Annotated in this window: 13 protein-coding genes; 10 read left to right on the top strand and 3 right to left on the bottom strand. The window is 76.8% G+C overall.

Annotated elements, in window-relative coordinates:
- Positions 1 to 81 precede the first annotated feature (81 nt).
- The gene (locus J0910_RS24725) at positions 82 to 981 is read right to left on the bottom strand and encodes a DUF3592 domain-containing protein (RefSeq protein ID WP_420160934.1); all 900 of its coding nucleotides are present in this window, start codon (positions 979 to 981) and stop codon (positions 82 to 84) included.
- 266 nt (positions 982 to 1,247) lie between these two features.
- On the opposite strand from J0910_RS24725, the gene J0910_RS24720 reads away from it, so the two are divergent.
- Entirely contained in the window at positions 1,248 to 1,850 is a 603-nt protein-coding gene (locus J0910_RS24720; protein WP_420160933.1) for a hypothetical protein, read from the top strand.
- Between the two features lie 243 nt (positions 1,851 to 2,093).
- Entirely contained in the window at positions 2,094 to 3,695 is a 1,602-nt protein-coding gene (locus J0910_RS24715) for a PepSY-associated TM helix domain-containing protein (RefSeq protein WP_420160932.1), read from the top strand.
- A gap of 317 nt (positions 3,696 to 4,012) precedes the next feature.
- Here the strand turns inward: J0910_RS24715 and J0910_RS24710 are convergent, their stop codons facing one another.
- Positions 4,013 to 4,966, bottom strand: a complete 954-nt coding sequence (locus tag J0910_RS24710; RefSeq protein WP_420160931.1) for a DUF1152 domain-containing protein — start codon at positions 4,964 to 4,966, stop codon at positions 4,013 to 4,015.
- Positions 4,967 to 5,129: 163 nt separating this feature from the next.
- Here J0910_RS24710 and J0910_RS24705 point away from each other — a divergent pair, with 163 nt between their 5' ends.
- Both J0910_RS24705 and J0910_RS24700 read left to right on the top strand, forming a co-directional pair.
- Positions 5,130 to 6,752 carry an OmpA family protein gene (locus J0910_RS24705; protein WP_420160930.1) on the top strand — a complete coding sequence of 541 codons (1,623 nt, stop codon included), beginning with the start codon at positions 5,130 to 5,132 and terminating at the stop codon, positions 6,750 to 6,752.
- Between the two features lie 555 nt (positions 6,753 to 7,307).
- Entirely contained in the window at positions 7,308 to 7,820 is a 513-nt protein-coding gene (locus J0910_RS24700; protein ID WP_420160929.1) for a GNAT family N-acetyltransferase, read from the top strand.
- A gap of 53 nt (positions 7,821 to 7,873) precedes the next feature.
- Here J0910_RS24700 and J0910_RS24695 read toward each other — a convergent pair whose 3' ends face one another.
- Positions 7,874 to 8,266, bottom strand: a complete 393-nt coding sequence (locus J0910_RS24695; protein WP_420160928.1) for a MerR family transcriptional regulator — start codon at positions 8,264 to 8,266, stop codon at positions 7,874 to 7,876.
- Between the two features lie 154 nt (positions 8,267 to 8,420).
- Here J0910_RS24695 and J0910_RS24690 point away from each other — a divergent pair, with 154 nt between their 5' ends.
- The 6 genes from J0910_RS24690 (at position 8,421) to J0910_RS24665 (ending at position 15,354) form a co-directional block, all read left to right on the top strand.
- A complete protein-coding gene (locus J0910_RS24690) occupies positions 8,421 to 8,921 on the top strand; it encodes a hypothetical protein (RefSeq protein WP_420160927.1) in 501 nt (166 codons plus the stop codon).
- Positions 8,922 to 9,186: 265 nt separating this feature from the next.
- Positions 9,187 to 9,984 carry an SDR family NAD(P)-dependent oxidoreductase gene (locus J0910_RS24685; protein WP_420160926.1) on the top strand — a complete coding sequence of 266 codons (798 nt, stop codon included), beginning with the start codon at positions 9,187 to 9,189 and terminating at the stop codon, positions 9,982 to 9,984.
- Positions 9,985 to 10,033: 49 nt separating this feature from the next.
- Positions 10,034 to 10,633 carry a mycothiol-dependent nitroreductase Rv2466c family protein gene (locus tag J0910_RS24680; protein ID WP_420160925.1) on the top strand — a complete coding sequence of 200 codons (600 nt, stop codon included), beginning with the start codon at positions 10,034 to 10,036 and terminating at the stop codon, positions 10,631 to 10,633.
- Positions 10,634 to 11,080: 447 nt separating this feature from the next.
- Positions 11,081 to 12,412 (top strand): tetratricopeptide repeat protein, encoded by a 1,332-nt coding sequence (locus J0910_RS24675; protein ID WP_420160924.1) that lies wholly within the window; start codon positions 11,081 to 11,083, stop codon positions 12,410 to 12,412.
- 489 nt (positions 12,413 to 12,901) lie between these two features.
- Positions 12,902 to 13,801: a phosphotransferase gene (locus tag J0910_RS24670; protein WP_420160923.1), complete on the top strand. Its 900-nt coding sequence runs from the start codon at positions 12,902 to 12,904 to the stop codon at positions 13,799 to 13,801.
- Between the two features lie 557 nt (positions 13,802 to 14,358).
- On the top strand, positions 14,359 to 15,354 hold the full coding sequence (locus J0910_RS24665; protein ID WP_420160922.1) for an alpha/beta hydrolase fold domain-containing protein: 996 nt from the start codon (positions 14,359 to 14,361) through the stop codon (positions 15,352 to 15,354).
- The last annotated feature ends 71 nt before the right edge of the window (positions 15,355 to 15,425 follow it).

The following is a 15,425-nucleotide window of genomic DNA, read 5'->3' as shown; positions in this document are numbered from 1 at the left end:
TGGAACGCCCCATTTATCGGGAATTGTAAAAAAGAGGGGCCGGTGGGAAAGGAGGGGAGGGAATTCCCCTCCCCCCGCGGGTCAGAGCAGGGTGAAGAACGCGGCCCCGCCGCCGAGGGCGAAGAGCAGGCCGATGCCGATCCCGATGTACCCGGCGACCGACGCGCCGCCGCCCGGCGAGCCCGGCGAGAAGCGGGTCGGCTCGGAGGCGTCGTAGTACACCTCCACCAGGTCCCCGACCCGGTACCGGGGCGAAGAGGAGGCCTCCGGCGACCGGCGGTGCACCACGCGCCCGTCGGCCACGGTGTAGCGCACCGTGTACGGGTGGACCCGGTAGCGGCGCCGGTCGTTCCCGCTGCCCCGGGTGCGCCACTCCTCCCACATGTGGGTGACCTCGCCGGTGGTGTGCATCGGGGAGCGGCGCAGCCTCGCGTTCCGGTACAGCGCCACGGTCCCGCCGGCGGCGGTGAACAGCCCGACCGCGGCGAAGAGCAGCCCGAACATCGGCAGGGAGAGCTCGCCCTCCTGGGCGGAGACCAGGAACAGCGCCGTGAAGAGCGCCGCGACCAGCAGCATGCCGAGTCGAGGCAGCGCCCGGGCGACCGCCCCCGGCCGCTTCGGCTCGGGCGCCCCGGGCAGCGGGCCGGTGCAGGGGCCGCCGGTGACCTCCGCGTTGGCGGGGTCCGCCGGGTCGAACCGGACCCGCAGCCGCTGGCCGGGCTCGGGCACCGCCCCGTCGAGGCCGCGCTCGAAGCGCTGCACGTGCTCGGCGCCGGACGGCAGCCGGTAGCGCAGCACGAACGGGTGCTCGGTCGCCTCCGGCGGCTCCACCGGGCCGACCTGGTCGACCACGGCCTCCGCCTCGGCCCCGCCCCGCTCCCGTCTGCGCCGCCGCAGCGCATCGCGGACCCAAGCGAACAGGTGGTAGAGGAAGATCCCGGCGGCCGCCAGGGCGAAGAAGAGGAAGGTCTGGTTCTGCATGGTCGCCTGCTCCGAGTCGGGGAAGAAGGGGCCGGGGCCTCCGGGCGGGGGGCGGCCCGGAGGACCCGGCCCCCTACCGACGGGAAATCCACGCCTCCGGTTCCTTCCCCGGCCGCCCGGAAACGGGCCGGACCGCGCGGGCGCGTCCGCAGACCGGGGCGGCTGCACCGGACCGTACCGGGCCGCCGGCCCCGCTTCCCCGTCCCCGCGGGCTCTCCGGATCGGGAGGCCACCCCGGGTACACACCGCCCGAGAAGTGGGCCAAGATGTCCTCCGTGACCGACACGTCCCCGCTCCGAGCAGCGCGCGCCGCCGCGTTCACCTCGGTATGCGTGGGGGTGTCCGCCGTCGGGCACGCGCTGAGCGGCGGGCACCACGTCCCCGCCGCCGGCCTGGCCGCCGCGGCGGTCCCGGTGTTCGCCCTGGGGTACGCCGGAACGGCCCGCGAGCGCGGGCTGGGCACCGTCACCGCCTGGCTCGCCTGGATCCAGCTCGCCCTGCACCTGGTCTTCTCCACCGCGCAGTCCCTCACCGGGGGAGGCGGGCACGGGGCGCCGGCGCACCTGTCCGCCGCGGCGGAGACGAGCGCCCAGGGCGGCTGGAGCATGATCGCCGCGCACGCCGCGGCCGTCGCCGTCGGAGGGTGGTGGATCCGGCGCGGTGAGGCCGCGGCGTTCGCGCTCGCCCGCCAGGTCCGCGCACTGCTCGCCCGGATGCTGCCGCCGGCCCCGGTGGCCCCGCAGCCGCCCGCGGCCCCGGTCACGGTGCCCGCGGAGCCCGCCGGCCTGCCCGCGCCCGCGCTGGGGGCGCTGCGGCACGTGGTGGTCCGGAGAGGCCCGCCACCGCTCCCCTCGCCGACCCGCCTCTGATCCGCCCTCCCCGCCGGGCGTCCGCCCGACGCCGCGGTGCCCTGCGCCACGGCTCCCCGAGGAGCGGGTGCGATCAGCGGTGCGGTCGGCCGCGCCGCCGACCCGAACCGGGGGATTCGGAGCAGAGCGCCGCCGTGCGCGCCGCCGCGCCCTTCCGGTGCGGCCGCCCGGGCCACCCCGCCCGCGCCCGCACCGGCCGCCGCCCCGCCCCGGTTCCCTTTCGCGAACCCGAGGAGCAGAGCCTTGTCCATCGAATCCGGCGACACGTCCCGGCGGCAGCCGCCGCCGGGCGGACCGGACGCCCCCGAGCACCCGGCGGAACCGGAACCCTCCCAGGGCCGTCCGGACCCCGCCTCCGACCCCGCCCCCGGCCGCTCCGCAGCGGAACCCGGGGCGGAGGCCGACCGGGCCGCGCCGCCCGGCGGCTCCCGAGCCGCACTGCGCGCGCTGCTGCTGCGGCTGCACTTCTACGCCGGCGTACTGGTCGCCCCGTTCCTGGTGGTGGCCGCGGTGACCGGCCTGCTGTACACCTTCACCCCGCAGCTGGAGCAGGTCCTCTACGCCGACCGGCTGCACGTCGCCGTCGGCACCGACCGGATCCCGCTGCGCGACCAGGTGGAGGCGGCCACCGCCGCCTACCCGGAGGGGACGCTGGACGCCGTCCGCCCCGGGCACGCCCCCGACGACAGCACCCGGGTGCTGTTCACCAAGCCCGAGGACGACGGCAAGCGGATGGGCGTCTTCGTCGACCCCTACACCGCGGACGTCCTCGGCGAGCTGGAGGTCTACGGCAGCAGCGGCTCCCTGCCGGTGCGCACCTGGCTCGCCGAGCTCCACCGCCACCTGCACCTGGGCGAGCCGGGCCGGATCTACACCGAACTCGCGGCGAGCTGGCTGTGGGCGGTCGCCGCGGGCGGCGCGCTGCTCTGGTCCACCCGCCCCGGCCGCCCCGGCGGGCCCGGCCGGATCCGCCGCCTCCTGCTGCCCGGGCGCGAGGCGGGCGGCCGCAGGCGCACGCTCGGCCGGCACGGCGCGGTCGGCATCTGGGCCCTGGTCGGGATGCTGTTCCTCTCCGCGACCGGGCTGTCCTGGTCGGCCTATGCGGGGGAGAACATCGGCGCGATGCGCTCCGCGTTCGGCTGGGAGACCCCCGCGCTCTCCGCCGCGGACGGCGGCGGCCACGCCGGCCACGGCGCGGCCGCCGAGGACGGCGCGGACCGGTCCGGCCACGGTGGCCACGGCGGCCAGGAGGGCGAGGGGGACCACGCCGGGCACGGGGAGCACGCGGGCCACGGCGGGATCGGCCCGGACGAGGCGCTGGTCGAGGCCCGCGCCGCCGGGCTGGACGGCCCGGTGGAGATCGGCGTCCCGGACGGGGAAGGCGCCCCCTACACGGTCGCCGAGACGCAGCGCGCCTGGCCGGTCCAGCAGGACCAGGTCGCGGTGGACGCGGCCGACGGCCGGGTCGTCGAGGAGCTGCGCTTCGACGACTTCCCGCTGATGGCCAAGCTCACCAACTGGGGCATCGCCGCGCACATGGGCCTGCTGTTCGGGCTGCCCAACCAGCTGCTGCTGGCGGCGGTCGCGGTCGCGGCCCTGGCCCTGGTCGTGCTGGGCTACCGGATGTGGTGGCAGCGGCGCCCGACCCGAGGCCGCGCCGGGTTCGGCCGCCCGATCCCGCGCGGCGCCTGGAGCCGGCTCACCTGGCGGGCCCGGATCCTGGTCGCCGCGGCCGCCGTCGCGGTCGGCCTGTTCCTCCCGCTGTTCGGCGCCTCCCTGCTGGCGTTCGTGCTGGTCGACACGGTCATCGCCCGAACCGCCGGAAAACGGGGCCGAGCGGTCTGACCCGGATGCGCCCCGCCCACCCCACCGGGCGGGGCGCACCGCGCCTTCCCGGCGGGAGCCGCGTGCCCCGCCCGGCGGATGCGCCGCCGACCTCGGTACCCCCTCCTGCCGCCTCTCCGGCTCGGCCCCCGTGGCGCCCGGGGCGGCGCGGGCGCGGCGGCCCCGGTCCCCGCGATCCGCCTGCCCGGCCCGCCGGGTCTGCGGCCGGAGGGGGGGTTCCGCCTCTCGCCGCGGCCGGCCCCGGGGCGGCCCTGCTCCCGCCAGGGGCGGCGCCGGGAGTCGGCAGGGGCGACGGAGTCGGCCGCGCCGGCGCCGGGTCAGTGCGGCAGCGGACGCGCCGGCCGGTGCGCCTCCAGCGAGAACAGGTGGGCCTGGACCGCCGCCTGCACCTCGCGGAACGACTCGGTCGCGGCGACCCGGTCCAGATAGAGGCAGCGGCGGGCCACCGCGTCCGCCTCGAAGGCGAAGTAGATGCTCATCAGCGGATTGACGAACAGCTCCCCGCCGGAGGTCCGCTCGGTGAACCTCACGTCGCCGAAGTCGCCGCGGACCGCCGCCGCGATGCAGCCGTTGACGATGCTCGGCCGCTCCGGTGTGGCGGCCTGCGCGTGCTCCACCGCGTCCAGGTAGGCGGCCCCCTCCGGAGAGGACGGAGAGACCGAGAACGCGCCCAGGTAGCCGCCGCCCCGCTGCAGTGCCGCGATGTTCTCCAGGAACAGCGCGTGCGAGACCCCGTGGTAGGCGTCGATGCCGAAGCCGAGGCAGACCGCCAGCCTGGTGCCGGCCCCGCAGCCGCGCACCGCGGCCAGGCTCGCCATGTCCTCCTCGGGGGTGCCCAGCCCCGCCTCGTCGCCGCGCATCAGCAGGTCGGTGCCGCCGTCCGCGAGCACCACCGCGTCGGCGCCGAGCCGCTCCACCAGGGTCCGGTAGGCGTCGCGCAGCGGCCGCCCGCCGGTCCGGTGCAGGGCGTGTACCACCGGCGGCAGGCCCTGCCCCTCCAGCCACCGGGCCAGTGTCCGCTCCGGGAAGTACCCGGGGTGCCCCGGGGTGTCCGGCCCGACCTCGGCGATGTCCGGGCCGAGCGGGTGCGGCGCCCCGTCCAGGGCGCTGAAGCTCAGGTTGGCCAGGTGTACCCGCTTGCCCGCGCGGGCCAGCCCCAGGGCGATCGGCAGCCCGGCGTACACGTCGAACCCGCCGCCGGCCCCGGCCACCAGTACCGTCCGCGCGCCCTCCAGCCGCTCCGCGAGCGGATTCCGCAGAACAGATTCCATGCCGAGGACGGTATCCGGCGCCTCGGGGGCCGCTCCGCGGGAGCGCGGCCGCTGACCGGAACCGGACACACAGCGCGATTCGGGAACCACGGTGCGCCATAGGGCGTCGGAGAACGGTGGGCCCGCCCCGTCCCCCTTGCCCCCGACTCTGGAGAAGCCCCCGATGATTCGGTTTTCGGTCCACGGAACCCCGCTGCGCCTCGGTGCCCTGTTCGCCGGCGCCGTCCTGCTCGCAGGCGGCTGCTCACCGGGCTCGGACGGCGGCGACGGCGGCGGAAAGGATGAGGAAGAGCAGAAGCCCACCTACTCGGACGGCCCGTTCGAGCGCGAGGGCGTCTCCGGCATGCACCAGATGTTCGAGTCCTCCTTCCGCATCGACAAGGTGGAGCGGTACGAGGACCGCACCGTGCTCCGGTTCACCACCGCGCCCTCGGGCGAGGACGAGGAGCTCTCGCCCGACGCCTACTCCGGCGGCATCCTGGACAGCGGTCCCAGCGGCATCCGGCTGATCGACCCGGTGGGGCGGAAGCTGTACTACCCGGCGCACGACGACGGAGACCTGGTCGGCTCCGAGCTGCCGACCTACGTCGTCGGCGGGGTGGACTACAAGATGGAGGCGCACTTCCCCCGGCTGCCCGACGGCACCGAACGGATCACCGTGGTCTTCCCCGGCACCCAGGCGGAGTTCACCGGGATCCCGGTCGAAGAGGCCGAAGGGGAGCGGAAGGTCCCCGACGAGGAGCCGCCCAAGTACTACTCGCTGAACTCGGGCGACGAGGTGGTGGCCCCGGTCAACGACGGCGAGGTCTCCGACGGCTACGGCTGGGACCTGTACAGCATCACCGAGGGCACCGAGATCAAGCGGGACACCTCGGCCACCCACCGCCAGGTCGACCTCGACGCCGACGTGCTGTTCGAGTTCGACGAGGCGGAGCTGACCGACGAGGCCTCCTCGGTGCTCGACGAGGTGGTCGCGGAGACCAAGGAGCAGGCCGACCCGGACAAGCCGCCGATCACCATCACCGGCCACACCGACGGCAAGGGCGACGAGGACTACAACCAGACGCTCTCCGAGGAGCGCGCCGAGACGGTCCGCGACTACCTGGAGGCCGAGCTCGGCTCCGAGTACGCCTACGAGACCGAGGGCAAGGGCGCCACCGAGCCGGTCGCCGAGGAGGGCGGGGCCGACGACGAGGAGGCGCGCGCCCAGAACCGGCGCGTCGAGATCTCCTACAACATCAAGGTGGCCGAGACCCAGGCGGAGGCCTCGGAGGAGAAGACCGCCTCCGCCGGCCGCACCGGCGACACCGCCCCGCCGGCCCCGTTCCGGGAGAAGGACCCCGAACCCGTCGCCACCGGGGAGTACGCCGACGACAAGGGGTACTCCTACGACCTGGAGCTGCTCCCGCTCTACCGGGACGGCGCCTACCTCGTCGCACGGTTCCGCCTCACCAACACCAGCGACAAGGACATCCGGATCGCCACCATCTCCGGCCCCTACTTCAGCGGCAACGGCCTCACCGGGGCCCGGTTCGGCTCGTTCGGCGTGGTCGACCCGGAGACCGAGACCGTCTACCGGGCGGTGCGGATCGGCGACGACGACCCGGACGAGATCCGCGACTACATCGAGCCCCCGGGCTTCCCCTACGAGCAGAAGCCCGGCAGCACCAACCGGAGCTTCCTCTACTTCCCCGCGCCGCCGCTGGACGTCGAGAAGGTCACCTTCGACGCCGGGCCGTTCGGCACCTTCGAGGACGTGCCGATCGAGCCCGTCCCCGGAGAGTGAGGCGCGGGCCCTCCCGGACCCCGGAGGGCCCGCGCCCCGGCCGCTCACCCGGTGAACAGCCGGGCGGCGGTGATCAGGATGCGCGGCACGCCGTGGCCGAGCAGCACGCCGACCATCGCCCAGGACACGACGAGCGGCGGTGCCCGCGCCCGGGTGGAGCAGGTGGACGGGCCTGCGGCCGACGATGTCGGAGGTGCTGGACCAGACCGACCGGCTGGCCATGTTGAACAGCGGCAGCAGGCGGCAACGGTGCAAGTAGGGACGGAGCGCAGGCGTCGCCCGGGTGCGGCGCCTCACGGGGCCGGGGTTCAAGCAGGCGGCGACGGTGCGGGTAGGGGCGAGGCCTGTGCCCCGCTCCTGCCCGCGCCGTCGCCACCGGTCCGGGCCTCGGCCCTGTGGGGTGCCGGCAACATGGCACGGAGGCGTGCGCCGGGAGAAGGGCGCGGCGGGGTCCTTCCCTCCGTGCGGTCCGGCCCCGTCCCTTCGTGCCCTTTCGCGCGCCCGGCCGCGGGGAGCCCATGGCCCGGCGCGGTTCCGCGCTGTACGTTCGGCCCCATGACCGTGCTCACCGGAAATATCGTCACGCTGCGCCCCGCCGAGGAGGGCGACGTTCCCGCGCTCGCCGCGATCCGCGCCACCCCGCAGGTCCGCGAGCACTGGCGGGGCGGCGACGACCTCGCCGCCGAGGTCGCCGCGGACCACAAGGACCCCGGCCTGGGGAACTTCACCATCCTGTACCAGGGCCGGATCGTCGGCGAGATCCAGTGGTACGCCGAGGAGGAGCCGGACTACCGGCACGCGGGGATCGACATCTTCCTCGACCCCGAGGTGCACGGCAGGGGCATCGGCGCCGACGCGGTGCGCACGCTGGCCGCGCACCTCATCGACGACCACGGCCACCACCGCCTGGTGATCGATCCCGCCGCGGCCAACGCCCCGGCGATCCGCTGCTACGCCAAGGTCGGCTTCCAACCGGTCGGGGTGATGCGCCGCTATGAGCGCGGCACCGACGGCACCTGGCACGACGGGCTGCTGATGGACCTGCTCCCCGAGGACCTGGTGCGCTGAACCGGTGCCCGCCCCGCCCCGCGTCGCGGACCCGGGCAGGGTGGGGTGGGCGCTCAGTCCGCCGGGTGCAGAGCGTCCGCCGGGTACAGGGCCCGCTCCAGCTCCGCGCTGTGCGCGGCGAGCCGTTCGCGGAGCCCCTGCAGGTGGGAGATCCGCTCGTCCAGCCCGGCCAGCCGCCGCTTCGCGGTCTCCAGCTCGGGGGTGCACCGAGGCGACTCGCGCAGCGGCCGGTCCAGGCAGCCGTTCTCGGTGTAGCGGCGGATGTCGTCGATGGTCAGCCCGGAGTCCAGCAGGTCCCTGACGTTGCGCGCGCGGACGGCGTCCACCTCGCCGTAGTCCCGGTAGCCGTTGGCGTCCCGGGAAGGCGTGAGCAGCCCGTGCTGCTCGTAGTAGCGCAGGGACCGGGGGCTGGCGCCGGTGATCGAGGCGAGCTCTCCGATGCGCACGTGCGGCTCCGTTCGGGTCCGGGGATGGGGAGCTGTACCCATCACCAATGCCCGGAGGGTCGGTGTGATTCCCGGGGAACGGGCGGCCGGGCCCGGCCGTCGGAGTCGGCGCCGGGGGAGCGGGAACACCGGACGGAGAGAGGCGGCGGTGCCGATGCGGGGCACGACGGCGGTATGGGCCCTCCGGATCGGGGCGCTGGCCCTGGCCGGAGCGGTCGCGGGCTGCGCGGCGGTCGGCGGAGGGAGGACGTGCACCGCGATGGGCGTCCCGGTCGGGGTCTCCCTGGACATCGCCCCCGAGGACGCCGCCGGGGTTCGCGCCGCCGAGATGGAGGTCTGCTGGGACGGGGAGTGCCGGGAGCCCGACATCGAGCTGAGCGACTCCGGGGAGAGCGTCGACCAGGGGTGCGAGGGCGGGGTGTGCAGCGCGGAGTCCGTGCCCACCGGAGGGAAGCACGCCTTCGCGGCCGTCGACGGCCTCCCGGAGGCCCCGGTCGAGGTCCGCGTCAGGCTCCTCGGCGACGGAGGTGAGGAGCTGCTCGGCGAGGCGGTCACCGCCACCCCCGAGATGCTCGAGGCCAACGGCCCCGGCTGCGGTGAGGGAGGCCCCCAGGCGAGCGTGGAGGTCGCGGACGGCGCCCTGCGGGAGCGCTGACCGCGCCGAGGCCCCGCCCCGGCGGCGTACCGGCGCGTGTGCCCGGCTCCCGAGGCGCACATCCGGCCGGGCCTCCTACCGGGCGCCGGCCTCGGGGCGCTCTCCTCCCGCCGGTCCGCGGAGCCGGGCGGCACGGCCGGCGCGCCGGGACCGGGGCGCGGCCGCCTCCGATCGGGGCGGTCCCGCCGGACGGGCCGCCCGGGACCCTCCCTTCCCTAGCGAGCGCTTGGTACTGTCTCGGGTGGGACCGAGCACCGGAGGAGCCATGGCGGACGGAGCACTCGCAGGCAGGACCGCGGTCGTCACCGGGGCCGGCCCCGGACTGGGGCGGACGCTCGCCCTGCTGCTCGCCGAGGAGGGCGCCCGGGTCGTGGTCTCCGCGCGGTCCGCGGAGACCCTCGATGCGATCGCCGGCGAGGTCGCCGCGCGCGGCGGGGAGGCGCTGCCGCTCCCCGCGGACGTCACCGACGACCGCGCCGTCCGCGGGCTGGCCGCGGAGGTCGACGACCGGTTCGGCGGCGCGGACGTGCTGGTCAACGCGGCGTTCCCGGGCAGCCACCGGCAGAACGTGCTGGACATGGGCCCCGAGGACCTGCAGGGCTGGCGGCACCGGGTGGACACCGCCGTCTACGGGACCCTGCTCTGCTGCCGGCGGATCGCCCCGCAGATGGTCCGGAAGGGGGCGGGCGCGATCGTCAACCTCACCTCCATGTCCAGCAGGTCCGCCTACGCCGGGCGGAGCGACTACGCGGCCGGCAAGGCGGGGGTGCACCTGCTCTCCCAGTCCCTCGCCGACGAGCTGGGGCCGCACGGGGTGCGGGTCAACTGCGTCGCCCCCGGCTGGATCGAGAGCCCGGTGCTCCGCGACTGGATGGCCGCCCGTGCCGCCGACGAGGGCACCACCTACCAGGAGATCCGCGACCGGGACGTGCGGCGCATGGCGCTGCGCAGGATCGCCACCGAGGAGGACGTCGCCCGAGCGGTGCTCTTCCTGGCCGGCGACGCCTCGGCCGCCACCACCGGCGCCGTCATCGACGTCAACGCCGGCCAGTACTTCGGCTGACCGGCTCCGGCCGCCCCGGCGCCGCAGGCGCACCGGCTAATCTGGACCGATGGCCGAGACATGGACCGCGGACATCTGGTTCGACCCCTCCTGCCCGCTCAGCAGGGTCACCGCCCGCTGGCTGGCGGAGGCCGCCCGGGTGCGGCCCGTCGCCGTCCGCCGCCACGTGATGAGCCTGACCATCCTCAACGAGCACCGCGACGACGACCCGGAAGGCGACCCCGAGGGCTACCTGCTGATCCCGGCGCGGATCTGCGCGGCGGTCCGGTCGCGGTACGGGTCCGACGCGCTCGGCCGCTTCCACGACGCCCTCTGGGACGGCCAGGAGCGCGGCGAGCAGGACTGGATCGGCGCCTTCGAGGAGGCCCTCACCGCGGCGGGCCTGCCCGCGGAACTCGCCGAGGCGGGCCGGAGCGACGCCTACGACGCCGAGCTGCGCGCCTCGCACGAGGCCGGCGTCGCGCTGGTCCCCGGCGACGTGGGCACCCCGATCATCGCCGCGACCGCCCCGGACGGCCGCCGCACCGCGTTCTTCGGCCCGGTGGTCGCCGAGGCCCCCTCCGGCGAGCAGGCCGGCCGGCTCTGGGACGGCCTGCTCCTGGTCGCCGGTACCCCCGGTTTCCGTGAACTCAAGGGCCCCGCGGACTGACGCCTGCGCCGCGGCCAGGGGAGAGGGCTCCTTCTCCGGCGGCCACGGGGCCCGGTCGAGAGGCGCCGGCCCGCCTTCGGAAGGGCGTGCTCCCGGCCGCCGGCGGCCGGGGCCGCCGCGGTCTCGAGGGCTCTGCGGGCGGCTCCCGCGCCGACGGGGGCGTCCCCGCTCGGCTCCGGGCTCGCCTCCCACCGGGGGTCCGGGCTCGGCAGAAGGCCGCTCTCCCGGTCCGGCTCCGAGGGGCCGCTCCCGGCCGCCGGCGCCCGCGCCGCCGGTCCGTCCCCACGTCCCTCCGGCCGGGCGGGCGTCCCCCCTGGCCGGATCGGGCCACGGGGGAGCGGAGTGCGGCCCCGGTGCGTCCGAGACCTCCTGGGCGCGCCGCCGGCGCCGCCGGGGAGCCGCCCGACGGCGGCGGCTCGGCGAACCGACAGCGAGGAGGACGCGGACATGAGCGAACCGCGAAACGCGCACGAAGAGGTCATGCTGCTGCTGGACGAGGGCGACCCCGGGGCGGTGCTGCGCCGCCTCCGGCAGGACCTGGACGTGTTCGGCACCGCCGAACTCGCCGGGGTCCTCGCCCGGCTGGCGGAGAGGACCGGCTTCGAGGACCTCGCGGAGAGCGCCGGCCGGGTGGCGGCCGACCCGGCGGACCTGCAGGCCCGCTACGACTTCGGCTACGCCTGCGTCGAGCGCGGCGCGGCCTTCGCCGCGGTGCCGGTCCTGCGGGAGCTGCGGGAGGAGGTGCCCGGCAGCCCGGCGGTCCTCCGCGAGCTGGTCTCCGCCCTGGAGGACGAGGAGCGGCACGCCGAGGCGGCCGACGAGCTGCACCGGGCCCTGGAGGAGGGCGGGGCGCCGCTGGAGGACTGGCCCGACCGGTACCTGCTCGGCTACAACGCGCTGCTGGCGGGCCGGGTCGATCTGGCCGCAGAGGTCTCCGGAGCGCTGGCCCCGCCCCCGGACGACGCCTGGCTGCCCGCCCGGGAGCGGCTCGCCGCCATGGTCCGCCGCGCCCTCGCGGTCCGGGAGAACGGCGGGCTCGACCTGCGCGACCTGCGCGGTTGGCACTTCGCGCTGACCGGAGGGCTGCTGCTGGAGCTCTCCCCGTTCGGCTACGACGAGGGGATGAACGGCCGCTACGCGATGGCCGGCGACGACCACGGCTCCTGCGCCCGGGTGCTGAACCGGCTGATCCGGGTGCTGGAGGCGACCGGGCGGCGCCCGGAGGCGGTGGACCTGCTGCCGGACCGCGCCAGCCGCGCCCTGGGGCTGGCCGCCGCCGGGCTCCTCGGCGTCCCGGCGGAGCCCTTCACCGGGCCGCGGCCGGGACGGCTGGTGGTCGCCTACGACCTCGACGAGAGCCCGCCGGAACTGCTGGAGGCGCTCCGGGAGCGGGCCCCCGGGCAGGTCCTCTTCGAGCGGGCCACCTGCTGGACCGACCCGCCCCCGGTGCCGGCCGACGTGACCGGGTGGCTGGCGCAGACCGTGCTGCCGCCGTGGGCCGAGAGCATGCGCTTCCTCCCGGAGACCGGGCCGGAGCGGATCCCCGCGGACGACCGCCCCGCCGAGGCGCTGGCCGAGGACATCGTCGCGGCCGCGGCGGCCTCCGTCGCCCCGGATCCCGCCGGCCCGGAGAGCGGAGGGGGCAGGGGCGGCGAGGCGCGGTTCGACCCCGAAGAGCGCCTCCTGGCCTTCGCCACCGGAGCCGCCGGCCTCTGGCTGTCCGGGAGCCGCCCGCCGATGCCCTCCTCGGGCCCGGTGCCAGGTAATCGCTTCGCCTGATCCGCTCGGGCGCGGCGGCCCCGCCGCCGACGGGGAGCGGAGCCGGGACCGTTCCGCGTCGGCGGCGGTGGCCCGGTCGGCCGCCGGGGAGCCGTCCGCCGGTGGCCTCTCCCCGAGTCCGGTTCCTGGTGACCGCTCCGCCTGACCCGCCCGAGGGCGGCGGCTTCCGCGCTGACGGCAGCGGAGCCGGGACCGTTCCGCGCCGGCGGCGGTCCGGACCATGTTCCCGCCGTCCGCCGAGCCGGTGCCTTTCGCGTCGCGGTGTCTCCGGGGGCGGAGACACCGCTCGCGGTCGGCCCTCCGGCGCGGACGCCGTGCCCCGCACCCGCCGCGCCCTTCGCGGCGGAGCGGGAGCCCGGCGCCGGCGCCCGCATCCCGCGCCGGTCGGGCCTGGAAGGGGCCGGGGCGCCGCCCGGTCCCGGTGCGGGGTTTCCACAGGGGCGGAAAACCGTGCGGCGCCGCCAGGGCCGCTGTGGCAGGGTTCGGCCCATGGTCTTCACCGACATCGAATTCCCCGAGGCGGCCCGCACCGCTCTGGCGGAGGACTGGGGCGTGCCGGCCGGGGCGGAGCCGCGGCGGCTGTACGGCGGCGAGGAGTCCGCGGCGTTCGCGCTCGGAGCGCTGGCGGTGCGGTTGGGCCCGCGGTCCCGCACCACCGCGGAGGCGGAGTGGTGCCACGCGGTCGCCCTGCACGCCGCGGCGTCGCTCCCCGAGGCGGTGGCCCCGCTGCCGGCGGCCGGCGGCGGCACCGTGGTCCGGGTCGACGGCCGGCCGATGACGGTGTGGCCGCTGATCGACGGGGCCTGGCCGGACGAGGACGAGCCGGGTATGGCGGCCCGGGCGGCGCGGCTGCTCGCCCGGCTGCACGCCGCCCTGTCCGACATGGACCCCGCGCCCAGGCCGGTCCCGTCCTTCCTGGAGGAGGGGATCGACGGCGGGGCGCCGCCGGCCGACCCGGAGCTGCGCGACCCCGACCTGGACCGGTGGCTGGCCGGCTTCCACCGCTCCGGCCCGCGCCGGCACCCGGTGCACGGCGACTTCTACGCCGGCAACACCCTCGCCGCCGGCGGGGAACTGGTCGCCGTCCTCGATTGGGACGAGGCGTGCGTCGCCGCACCCGAGGCGGAGGTGGCCTCGGCCGCGATGGAATGGGCCGACGAGTTCGCCGACGACCTGCCGGCGATGCGCGCGTTCGCCGCCGAATACGCCGCGGCCGGCGGCACGGCCGGGCGGATCGACGACGAGGTCCTCATCCAGTTCGTCCGGCACCGGCTGCGCCGGGAGGCGGTCTATTACCACCTGGCCCGGAAACGCGGAGTCGAGCACAGCGCCGAAGACGTCGAATACCACGAGCGCCGGATGGAGGCTTTCAAGCGGATCCGCCCCTGAGCGGGCGTCGGCGAGGGCCGCCCCGGCGCCTGGACCTCCCGGCCGGTCCCACCCCGGGCACGGCCGCCCGGACCGAGGCCGTGCGTCTCGGTCCGACCCGCCGGTCCGGTGCGCGGTGGGTGCTCAGAGACTGTCGGGCATCCGGCCGGTCGCCTGGAGTGTCCGGCCGCGGGTCGGGAGAAGCGGGGATCGGGGGCTCGAGGTCGCTGCGGCCGCTGCGGGCCGCGCGCCGCCGTCCCGCTTCCCCGTTGATCTCGGCGCTGCGGGGGTATCAGGGCGCCCTGATACCCCCGCAGCGCCGAGATCAACGGGGCGGGTCCGCTGCCGGGCGCTCCGGGCGACCACCCGCATCCCCGACAGTCTCGGAGAGAGGTCTCCGGCGCGGATTGAGGAGGGCCGGGCCGGACCCGGCTCCGCGGGGCGCCGGGAGCGGCGCGGGAGGGGCGGACGCGCCGACCCGCGCCCTCGGACCCCGGGCGGTGCGGCGGCCGGTGTGCCAGGCTCGGAGGTCCTGGGCCGCGCGCCAGGCGGCGCACACCGACAGACGGGAGCAAGCGATGGCGACGTCGAAACCCTCCGCCGGCGACCAGGGGCCGCCCCCGGTCGACCCCGAGTTCACCGCGGCGCTGGCGGCCGTGGAGCGGCTCGCGGAAGGGCCGCGGCTCAGCCTGGAGGGCATCCCGGAGCGGCGTGCGGAGCACGCGGCGGCGTTCATCCCGCCCGACCCGGAGCGCGGCGGGGCCTTCCGGGTGCACGAGGCGGCGGCCCCCGGCCCCGGCGGGGCGCCCGACGTCCGGCTGCTGGTGTGCAGGCCGGCCCGGGCGAGCGGCCCGCGCCCGGTCCTGTACCACGTGCACGGCGGGGGCATGTTCCTCGGCGGTCCGCTCTTCGGACTGGAGGAGGTGCTCGCCTGGGCCGAGGAGTTCGCGGCCGTCGTGGTCTCGGTCGACTACCGGCTCGCACCGGAGAACCCGCACCCCGCCCCGGTCGAGGACTGCTACGCGGGCCTGCTGTGGACCGCGAAGGAGGCCGGTGGGATCGGCGCCGATCCGGACCGGATCGTGATCGCCGGCGGCAGCGCCGGGGGCGGGCTGGCCGCCGCCACCGCGCTGCTCGCCCGGGACCGGGGCGGTCCGGCCCTCCTCGGTCAGCTGCTGGCCTGCCCCATGCTGGACGACCGGGACGCGACCGCCTCCGCCGCGCAGCTGGACGGCTCCCCGCTGCCGTGGAACCGCGAGGACAACCGGGTCGGCTGGACCGCCCTGCTCGGTGACCGGCGCGGCGGCCCGGACGTGCCGCCCTACGCGGCCCCGGCCCGCGCCGAGGACCTCTCCGGGCTGCCGCCCGCCTTCCTGGACACCGGATCGGCCGAGACGTTCCGCACCGAGGTGGTCCAGTACGCGGAGCGGATCTGGAGCTGCGGCGGCCGCGCCGAACTGCACGTATGGCCGGGCGGGGTGCACTGCTTCGACGCCCTGCTCCCCGAGGCCGCCCTCTCCCGCGATGCCCGCCGCGCCCGCGCCGCCTGGCTGCACCGCCTCCTCGACGGCTGACCGGCTCGGCCCGCCGGGCGCCCGCGGCGCACCGGGCGGCCGCCCTCCGCAAGAGGGGCCGGCCGGGGGCG

The organism is Nocardiopsis oceanisediminis, from assembly GCF_048595525.1.
Classification (GTDB): Bacteria; Actinomycetota; Actinomycetes; order Streptosporangiales; family Streptosporangiaceae; genus Nocardiopsis_A; species Nocardiopsis_A oceanisediminis.
This window is presented reverse-complemented; position numbering and strand designations above follow the sequence as displayed.

Coding starts and splice junctions, on each gene's coding strand:
- J0910_RS24675 (WP_420160924.1), top strand. CDS start 11,081: ATGAGCGAACCGCGAAACGCGCACGAAGAGGTCATGCTGCTGCTGGAC.
- J0910_RS24685 (WP_420160926.1), top strand. CDS start 9,187: ATGGCGGACGGAGCACTCGCAGGCAGGACCGCGGTCGTCACCGGGGCC.
- J0910_RS24725 (WP_420160934.1), bottom strand. CDS start 981: ATGCAGAACCAGACCTTCCTCTTCTTCGCCCTGGCGGCCGCCGGGATC.
- J0910_RS24700 (WP_420160929.1), top strand. CDS start 7,308: ATGACCGTGCTCACCGGAAATATCGTCACGCTGCGCCCCGCCGAGGAG.
- J0910_RS24710 (WP_420160931.1), bottom strand. CDS start 4,966: ATGGAATCTGTTCTGCGGAATCCGCTCGCGGAGCGGCTGGAGGGCGCG.
- J0910_RS24720 (WP_420160933.1), top strand. CDS start 1,248: ATGTCCTCCGTGACCGACACGTCCCCGCTCCGAGCAGCGCGCGCCGCC.
- J0910_RS24705 (WP_420160930.1), top strand. CDS start 5,130: ATGATTCGGTTTTCGGTCCACGGAACCCCGCTGCGCCTCGGTGCCCTG.
- J0910_RS24690 (WP_420160927.1), top strand. CDS start 8,421: ATGCGGGGCACGACGGCGGTATGGGCCCTCCGGATCGGGGCGCTGGCC.
- J0910_RS24665 (WP_420160922.1), top strand. CDS start 14,359: ATGGCGACGTCGAAACCCTCCGCCGGCGACCAGGGGCCGCCCCCGGTC.
- J0910_RS24680 (WP_420160925.1), top strand. CDS start 10,034: ATGGCCGAGACATGGACCGCGGACATCTGGTTCGACCCCTCCTGCCCG.
- J0910_RS24670 (WP_420160923.1), top strand. CDS start 12,902: ATGGTCTTCACCGACATCGAATTCCCCGAGGCGGCCCGCACCGCTCTG.